General features: G+C 55.6%; 9 protein-coding genes. All 9 read right to left on the bottom strand.

The window, feature by feature from the left end:
- On the bottom strand, window positions 1–219 hold a 219-nt coding region (locus tag ACIQ0Q_RS09910; RefSeq protein WP_395772772.1), incomplete at its 3' end, for a hypothetical protein.
- A gap of 230 nt (window positions 220–449) precedes the next feature.
- Window positions 450–1436: a hypothetical protein gene (locus ACIQ0Q_RS09905; RefSeq protein WP_395772771.1), complete on the bottom strand. Its 987-nt coding sequence runs from the start codon at window positions 1434–1436 to the stop codon at window positions 450–452.
- A gap of 116 nt (window positions 1437–1552) precedes the next feature.
- Window positions 1553–2011, bottom strand: coding sequence for a hypothetical protein (locus tag ACIQ0Q_RS09900; RefSeq protein WP_395772770.1), 459 nt, complete (start codon window positions 2009–2011; stop codon window positions 1553–1555).
- A gap of 1 nt (window position 2012) precedes the next feature.
- Window positions 2013–2453: an endonuclease VII domain-containing protein gene (locus ACIQ0Q_RS09895; protein ID WP_395772769.1), complete on the bottom strand. Its 441-nt coding sequence runs from the start codon at window positions 2451–2453 to the stop codon at window positions 2013–2015.
- A complete protein-coding gene (locus ACIQ0Q_RS09890; protein ID WP_395772768.1) occupies window positions 2450–2611 on the bottom strand; it encodes a hypothetical protein in 162 nt (53 codons plus the stop codon). Before ACIQ0Q_RS09890 ends, ACIQ0Q_RS09895 begins: the two co-directional genes overlap by 4 nt.
- 1 nt (window position 2612) lies before the next feature.
- Entirely contained in the window at window positions 2613–2885 is a 273-nt protein-coding gene (locus ACIQ0Q_RS09885; RefSeq protein WP_395772767.1) for a DUF6321 domain-containing protein, read from the bottom strand.
- On the bottom strand, window positions 2882–3163 hold the full coding sequence (locus tag ACIQ0Q_RS09880; RefSeq protein ID WP_395772766.1) for a hypothetical protein: 282 nt from the start codon (window positions 3161–3163) through the stop codon (window positions 2882–2884). The genes ACIQ0Q_RS09885 and ACIQ0Q_RS09880 overlap by 4 nt, the downstream gene beginning before the upstream one ends.
- Window positions 3160–5340 carry a hypothetical protein gene (locus ACIQ0Q_RS09875; RefSeq protein ID WP_395772765.1) on the bottom strand — a complete coding sequence of 727 codons (2181 nt, stop codon included), beginning with the start codon at window positions 5338–5340 and terminating at the stop codon, window positions 3160–3162. The genes ACIQ0Q_RS09880 and ACIQ0Q_RS09875 overlap by 4 nt, the downstream gene beginning before the upstream one ends.
- Window positions 5337–5914: hypothetical protein (locus ACIQ0Q_RS09870; protein ID WP_395772764.1), on the bottom strand; the 578-nt coding region annotated here is incomplete at its 5' end. The genes ACIQ0Q_RS09870 and ACIQ0Q_RS09875, both read right to left, overlap by 4 nt.

Here is a 5914-nt window from a genome sequence, read left to right as displayed (position 1 = left end):
TATGGGCGTGTCCGTACGCATAAACGGGAGCGTGATGTTCTCCGTCTGGCGTGCAGGCAAGCGATATGGGTCGAGGTGGTCTCGGTCGGCATCGCAGACGCGCAAGCCCGGCGAATTGTAATCGGAGTGCAGCATGTGCAGCGGGAACTTGCGGCTGCAACGACCGCAAATGCCGATGCCCAGTGTCGGGTTGCCGCGCGTGTTGAGGTACAGCGGCATCAGCTCAATGCCTCATCGGGACGGGGGTATCGCAAAGCAATCTGCTCACCGGCTCGTGCGGGCAAGCGATACGGATCATAATCGTCGAGGTCGTCTCGGCACACCTTCAGCGCTGGGTTGTTGCGGTCGCTCCACAACTCCTCCAAGGGGAATTTGCGCTTGCATCGGTCGCAGAGGCCTACGGCCAGCCACTTCTTTCCGCGCGTGTCGAGAAAGCCCTCTACTGGCATTTAGCGCGTATACATTGCGATATTTGGCAGGATCATCATCGGGCTGTTGTCCCGCTCTTCTTGCTGCGCGAAGTACAGGCTCTCCTTGGCCTTCGCGTCAAGCATCGAGATCATGCTTGGGTCGACTTCGAGATACTCCAATGCCAGACGCGCGGCGAGCATGGCCACAATCGCCTCGTACCAGCGCTGCGGGACTTCGATCTCTTCCGTCATGGTGCCTACGTCCATGATGTAGCGCTGACGCCACAGGACGATTTGGTACACTTCGGCCTCTTGATTTGGTACCGGCCACAGGTGCATTATTGGCTGCTGAACCTGACGGTCGAACCAGTATTGCAAGGGTCGGTTCGACTGAAACGACTTATTTGGTAAGTTCGTGTAGTCGTCGCGGTTGAGGCGTGCCAGCGGGATTTCGGTCGGCGTGTTGGCGAGATACACGCGGCTGAAGCTCAAAGTGCCTGATGTTGCGCGTACGCGGAAGAATGTCGTCGCGACGCTGCTTTCGAGGTCGAACCACGTCCACTGTCCGGCCGTTGCGGACGGTGTTTCTGTCTGGACAACGGTCCACGTTATGCCGTCATCGCTACGCTCAAGGGCAAGCGGAACGGCGTCCGCCGCCCACTTAACGCCGACGGTGGTGACGAATGTTGGTGTGGTGAAGTTTACTTCACGTGCCGTTGACGTGTCGTAATTGATGCCGGTGACTTGCTGCAGCGTGCGCAAGTTGCTGTTCAGGACGTCGAGCGTGCCGGTGACGAGGGTGACGTCGCCAACGCCGTTGTAGAGCGGGTATATTTGCTTGTCGATGCACCAGAGCTGGATGCCGCGATTGGACAGGTCCGACAGCAGCATGAAAAGCTGGTCGTTTGCGATGTCCACATGCTCGGGCGTCAACGACTGCGCGGGCAGTTTGCAGCGGCGCGCCGCATTTTCAATAACTTTGCGGGTATTGAAAACCGTCTGCGATACTGTGTTTGAATAGGCCATAAGTTTTTGCTCGCTGTTTCAACGCAGCAGCGCGCAAGCGTGAGCGCGCATTTCTGACCTGACACGCATACACGAAAGCAGTCTCGGCTACAATACCGAGACTGCCTTAGATGTTATTAGCACTTGCCCTTTGGCATTGCCATGAGGCCACCCTTGCTGCGCGGGATTGGGAGGCGTATCATCGGACGGTCGCTGTGCGCGGGAACGGCCTTCTTCTTCTTGGCGGCGAGGGCTCCGAGTTCAGCCGCACTATTCATGCTTTTTGCTGGTGCCTTCTTGGCGGGGCTCACGCCGCCCGGTGTCATGCCGAGTTCTGCGTTCGTCATGCGACGGCCGCTGGCGTCAGTTGGGCGGGTTGAGATACCTTCGGCGGGTGGCTTGCGCTTCGCCGTACGCGCAGCCATTTCGTTTTCCACGCGGCGGCCTTCTGCCGCGACCTCGGCGACCGTCGCGCGTTTGCCGCGCTCGTTGTACACGCCGCCGCCATCAAACTTCTTTACGACGCCGCCAGTGGCTTTCTTCACTGGTCCGCCGCACATGTACTTCACCTTGGTGCTGTCTTTGAAACCGTCCATTTTACTTACCTTTCTTGCGGGCCGCAGCGTATGAGCCTCTGGCTGTTAAATACTTTATTGCGGACTGTAGCACGTCAGTGCTTTCCGATGCCATACCAAGAAGCGAATTACATTTTAAGCAAAGAATGCCCCTAAACTCGCCTGTCTCGTGGTTGTGGTCTATGGCGTATCCGCGCCGACGATTGTCGTACACCATAAGGTCTGGCAATTCAGTTTCGCATATCGCGCAGTTGCCTGATTGATCTCCCCAAGCCTTTGAGAACTCGGCGTGCGAAATGCCGTATTTGTACTTCAGGTGCTGTTCCAACCGTTTAAGTGGAGTGCGGCTGCCCCAACAAGTTTTCTGTTTGTGCTTACTGCATGGGATGCAAGCGGACTGGCCCTTCCAGAAATCTCCGATAGGCTTTGTCGCGTCACAAGTTTTGCAGTATTTTTCCGTCACTTTTTCCTCGCCACGGCGATATTATCAACAGCGTTCGGGTAGGGGCGTCCGGCCGCCTTGGCACGCGCCTTAGCGGATTTCTTCTTCTTAACCGACAAGTCTTTCGGCTTGCCAAGATCCTTCGGGCGCTTCTTGTCCCAGACGGCTAAATCGCTCATATCAACAATCCCATTTACGAAGTGATAGCGCCTTGCGTGTCGGACGGCCCTTGCCGTCCTTCATCGGCCCCGGCATGCCAGACATGCGTGCGCAGAATGACTTACGGCGGGCTGCTGACTTAGGTGATTTCTTCGCCTGCTTGGCGCTGACGGGTGGCTTGATGTCTTGGCCCTGAGCGCGCAGCGACGCGCGGCCCTTGGCGTTGAGGCCGCCCTCGGGGTTCTGACCCTCCTTGCGGGTCCACGCGCCACGTTTGACGGAAAGGTCGCTCATGCCCACACGCGGTATGGTATCGACGGTTCAACGCTGAGCGGCGTCAGCAAAGCCAACTGCTCTTCGTCAAAACTACCGCGAAGGTTGGTGTGCCAGTCGGGATAATTCTCGACAATCGGCTCGCCCTCTGCGTCGTAGCCAATGACCTTCGTGAATGGACCGATCTGGTCAACGGAGAAGTCCGGCGTTGGGTTGCCCTCGTCGTCAATGACGCCTGCCTCAAGCAACGCGGCGTCCATGTCCTCTTGGGTGGGTGCTTTAAGATATAGGTCGGTCATGCTGTCAAAGCCTGTAGTTGGAAGTCCGCAAGACGGACGGGGTAATATTGGATGGAGCGGATGTGGCCGTTGAGGAAATTCGTTGTGGCAATTGCGGAAGCACCAACTGTCAGCCTTACAACCGTTGGCACGGTTGCGGCGGTGTCTTCAGTGCCAAGAGTTCCGTTAACAGCGGATTGAACCGAGTTTGCGCTGATTGCAAATGCCGATTTAAACACTGTGTTAGCTGCATAAGTACCAACATCAATACTGGCCTGTGTCACGCCCCCAGTCGCCATAAAGCTCCTGATGGTGCTGCTTACTGCAAAAGCAAACCAACGGTTGGAGTTCGTCTCGTCAGAAATAGTCCAAGCGGCGTTGCTGGCGCTGGTTGGCGAGAACGAACTAAACTCAGAAACCAACGTCCCCTCGCTCTGGTTGTACCAAGGCGCGAACATCGGTGCGACGATGGCGCACTGGTCAGCGGCGCGTGTTACTTGGCTTGCGACCGTGGGGATATAGCTTGTGGCGAATGCTCCGGCTTCGACTTGTGCGCCGTAAATGAAGATGCCGCTTGTGCCGTCGCCTGTTGCGGCAACGCTGTCGGCAGTGTAGATGCGGGCAAACAAAGCCGTTTCTGTTGACGAAGTAAATGTAAGGCAGACGCGCCACCAACCAGCGCCCGCATTAAGCACAACAGCACTGGCAGAAGAAAACGCGCCTATTGTTCGTGCGGCGCTGGTTATGCTTCCGTCTACAAGGGATACAGTGACATCTGAGATGTTTGCCGTTGTTGCCGCATCTTGAACGTAGAGCCTAACGCGATTGAACTCAGAGGCTTTTGCGTAAGCGGTGTAGGTGTATGTTGTCGCAACTGCGCTCTTGGAGATTGACGCACTGCGTATGGAAGAAGAATTTAGTGCAATTCCGTCGGCGGCGATCATCTTCTCTGCATCTACAGTTCCGTCTGGTGACGTTGTCACATCCGGTGTGATTGTAGAGTTTATTTTAGACCAAGCCGCGTTATCAAACTGCTCACTGTACGTCACCAAATTCGTCCGCGCCTCTTCGATCAGGATGCCCTTTGGCTGGAGCGTGACGGGGTCGTAGTCAAAGCGTGGCGGGAACCTGCCGCCGTTGTTGCGTGTGTAGGTGGACGGCATGCCCGTGACTGCGGTGATCTGCTTCACAGACGCCTGAGATACAGAGAACGTCTGGTTTTCTGCTGCACCAGTCACGATTAAGGCAAGGTAGTGTGTGGTCGCAGTAGCCACAAAGCTGTACGTTATTGAAGTTCCCGTGATTAATTGCGTAAACAAAGCCCCCGTGCTTCCATCTGCGTTCGTCGTGATGCGAATACTTTTAGCTGCCGCGGTTCCAGAAACGCCAGAAACACTTATGTAGTATGTGGCCCCGATAGTCAGACCGCTCATGGCAGACGAAACCGCACGGGCGGAAGTACCACCCACTGGGACAGTCAACACAAGCGAACCAGAAGAAGTGGAAAGCGTACCTAGCGCAGCAGTCCATCCGGTCGTATCAGAGAACGGGCCGGGGTTCGTGACAAGCTCACTGCCCAACACCAGATTGGCGGCGGGGACAGCTTCAAGCTGTGCGCCCCAGAGGAACAAACCTGAAGTGCCGTCACCTGTGTAGGAAATGGAATTGTCAGCATTTGCCAACAAAAATGCGGAACCCGTGCCCGCGCTTGCGGTAGGCGTGAATGTAACCGAACAGCGATACCAGCCATTACCTGTGGAAACGATTGCCGCTGTGACCCCGCTCGTTACTGTCCCTACAGTCCCGTTACTAACATCAAAGAAAGCGTTTCGTATTGTCCCCATAAGGGCGGCAGGAAGTTGAATATCAAACCAACTCCGCTCCGCTGCCTTAACTGACACACTGAGCGTATATGTAGTGCCAGCCGTGTAATTGGCGCTTTGGCTTGTAAAATGAGTGCTAGACGCAGTCGTGTCCTCAACCAATTTGTCAGCCGTAGAAGTGCCGTCAGGCGCAACAGTCGAGTTGGCTGTTATGGTGGTCCGGACCTTCGACCAAGCAGCGTTATCAAACTGCTGCGTCTGCAACAGCAAGTTCACGCTGGCTGGCGTGGTCTGGATCAGCCCATTGCTGCCGACGAACGTGCCTGACGTTGTGCGCGTGAAGTCGAGAAGCTGGTCGAAGGTATAGTTTGTCATGCGTCGTATATTCCGTTGATGAAATCGAGGCTGAGTGTCGTAATCATCTGCGGTGCGGTGAGCGTCTGCAACTCGGTGTTTGTAAGCCGCGTGTTGTAGTACGCGATTTGGCGGATGTGGCCGATTATATAAAGCGCCCCACGCCGACCAATTTGAAGCTCATTGACAGAGGCAAAAACTCCGCTGTACGCGCTTGTCCCTGCTGTGCCGCCATTAAGCGAAGCCGCCAACCCCCCTAATCCGTAAGAAACAGCAGCCTTAAATGTGGTGTTAGCCGCAATAATTCCACCAACGGCTGAGTTTGTTAAGTCGCTTATGCTGATAGAGCCAGCGGCGGATGACGATAAAAAGCGGTCATTGGTTGTCTGTCCGTTAAGAAAGTGCCTTGTTGCTTCAAGTTGCGTTGAACCTTCAAATACAAAGCTACCTTCAGCAGCGTTATACCAGCTAGAGAAGTTCGTGCCTGTCATGGTCGCAACGTCTGCGCTGCGCGTTACTTGGCTGGCAACTGTGGGGATGTAGCTGGTGGCGAATGCACCGGCTTCGAGTTGTGCGCCCCAGATAAAAAGGCCTG

This window comes from Arenimonas sp. (assembly GCF_044348765.1).
Lineage (GTDB): Bacteria > Pseudomonadota > Gammaproteobacteria > Xanthomonadales > Xanthomonadaceae > Arenimonas.
Note: the sequence above shows the minus strand (reverse complement) of the source record. Positions and strands in the feature narration are given on the sequence as shown.

What these genes read in the sequence shown, in the direction of transcription:
- ACIQ0Q_RS09885 (WP_395772767.1), bottom strand. Translation starts at nt 2,885, where the DNA reads ATGAGCGACCTTTCCGTCAAACGTGGCGCGTGGACCCGCAAGGAGGGT.
- ACIQ0Q_RS09905 (WP_395772771.1), bottom strand. Translation starts at nt 1,436, where the DNA reads ATGGCCTATTCAAACACAGTATCGCAGACGGTTTTCAATACCCGCAAA.
- ACIQ0Q_RS09875 (WP_395772765.1), bottom strand. Translation starts at nt 5,340, where the DNA reads ATGACAAACTATACCTTCGACCAGCTTCTCGACTTCACGCGCACAACG.
- ACIQ0Q_RS09880 (WP_395772766.1), bottom strand. Translation starts at nt 3,163, where the DNA reads ATGACCGACCTATATCTTAAAGCACCCACCCAAGAGGACATGGACGCC.
- ACIQ0Q_RS09900 (WP_395772770.1), bottom strand. Translation starts at nt 2,011, where the DNA reads ATGGACGGTTTCAAAGACAGCACCAAGGTGAAGTACATGTGCGGCGGA.
- ACIQ0Q_RS09890 (WP_395772768.1), bottom strand. Translation starts at nt 2,611, where the DNA reads ATGAGCGATTTAGCCGTCTGGGACAAGAAGCGCCCGAAGGATCTTGGC.